Below are 1,335 nucleotides of genomic sequence, written 5' to 3'. Positions count from 1 at the left end.
TGAACCGCCCCGGGTTCAGTGGAGGCTGAGTTTTCCCGCCGAGGGGTTTTCGGCAGGGTGTTGCGGGTGAGCGTAGTGCAGGGATTCGTATTCGGCGGGGGGTCGGTCGTTGCACCAGGAGTGCAGTCGGGTGTGGTTGAACCAGTCAACCCATTCGGCGGTGGCGACTTCGACGGCGTCGTGGGTGCGCCAGGGTCCGTGGGGTCGGATGAGTTCGGTTTTGTACAGGCCGAACAGCGATTCGGCTGCGGCGTTGTCGTAGGAGTCGCCGGTGGTGCCGACGGAGGCGACGGCTTCGGCTTGGGCCAGGCGTTCGGTGTAGGCGATGGACAGGTACTGCACACCGCGATCGGAGTGGTGGACCACGCCGGCGGTGTCGTGGCCTTGGCGGGCTCGGGTCCACAGGGCGTGTTCGAGGGCGTCGATGGCCAGGTCGGAACGCAGCGAGGTCGAGGCGCGCCAGCCCACGATCCGTCGGGAAAACAGGTCGGTGACGAACGCGACGTAACTGAATCCGCTCCAGGTCGGTACGTAGGTGATGTCGGCGACCCACCGCTGGTTGGGTGCGGTTGCGGTGAAGTCCCGTGCGAGCAGATCCGGGCGAGTATCGGGGTGTCCGCCTCGGGCGGTGAGGGTGGTTCGGGTGACCTTCCCACGGACCGCTCCGGTCAGGCCCAGGGCGCGCATGCGCCGCTCGACGGTGCACCTGGCGACGGGGTGTCCTTGCCGGTGCAGGGCCTTCCAGATCTTCCGGGTGCCGTACACGCCGTAGTTGGCTTGGTGTGTCGCGGTGATCAGCTCATCGACCGCGGCGTCGCTGACCGCACGCGCCGAGGGCGGGCGAGACTTGGCCGCGTAGTAGGTGCTCGGGGCGATCTTGCAGTCGGCTTCGCTGAGCGTGGTGCAGATCGGCTCGACCCCGTGCTCGTCACGGTGCGCGTCGATGAAATCGATCACCGTTGCTGTGGGCGGTCGAGCTCCGCCGCGAAGAAAGCCGACGCGGACTTCAGAATCGCGTTCGCGCGGCGCAACTCGCGTACCTCTTTCTCGAGCTCACGGATCTTGGCCCGATCATCGGTGCTTTGCCCCGGTGCGACACCGGTATCGATGCGCACCTGGCGCACCCACCCGCGCAGCGTGTCGACGTTGATGCCGAGCTGGCCCCCGACGCGGCGACAGGCCACGTTCATCGAGACGTCCTCGGCCGGGTCCTCAAGCAGATCGGTCACCAAGCGCACACCGCGCTGGCGCAACTCATCCGGATACTTCCTCGGTGCTGGCATGAATCCACCTTCTCGTTGGATCGATGCCTCCACCAGACCCGGGGCGGTTCAG

The 1,335-nt window shown here is 66.7% G+C and carries 1 protein-coding gene and 1 other annotated feature; the gene reads right to left on the bottom strand.

The features are described 5' to 3' along the window. Window positions 1-15: 15 nt before the first annotated feature. Window positions 16-1,283 (bottom strand): IS3 family transposase gene (locus tag G9U51_RS17000; protein ID WP_235946349.1). Its coding sequence is split into 2 segments (ribosomal slippage): window positions 16-995 and window positions 995-1,283, totalling 1,269 coding nucleotides; the frame shifts between segments, so codons are not numbered across the junction. Next, window positions 868-996 (bottom strand) — a sequence feature (AL1L pseudoknot). It overlaps the preceding gene by 129 nt. Window positions 1,284-1,335: the final 52 nt, after the last annotated feature.

This window comes from Metallococcus carri (assembly GCF_011440275.1).
Lineage (GTDB): Bacteria > Actinomycetota > Actinomycetes > Actinomycetales > Dermatophilaceae > Metallococcus > Metallococcus carri.
This window is presented reverse-complemented; position numbering and strand designations above follow the sequence as displayed.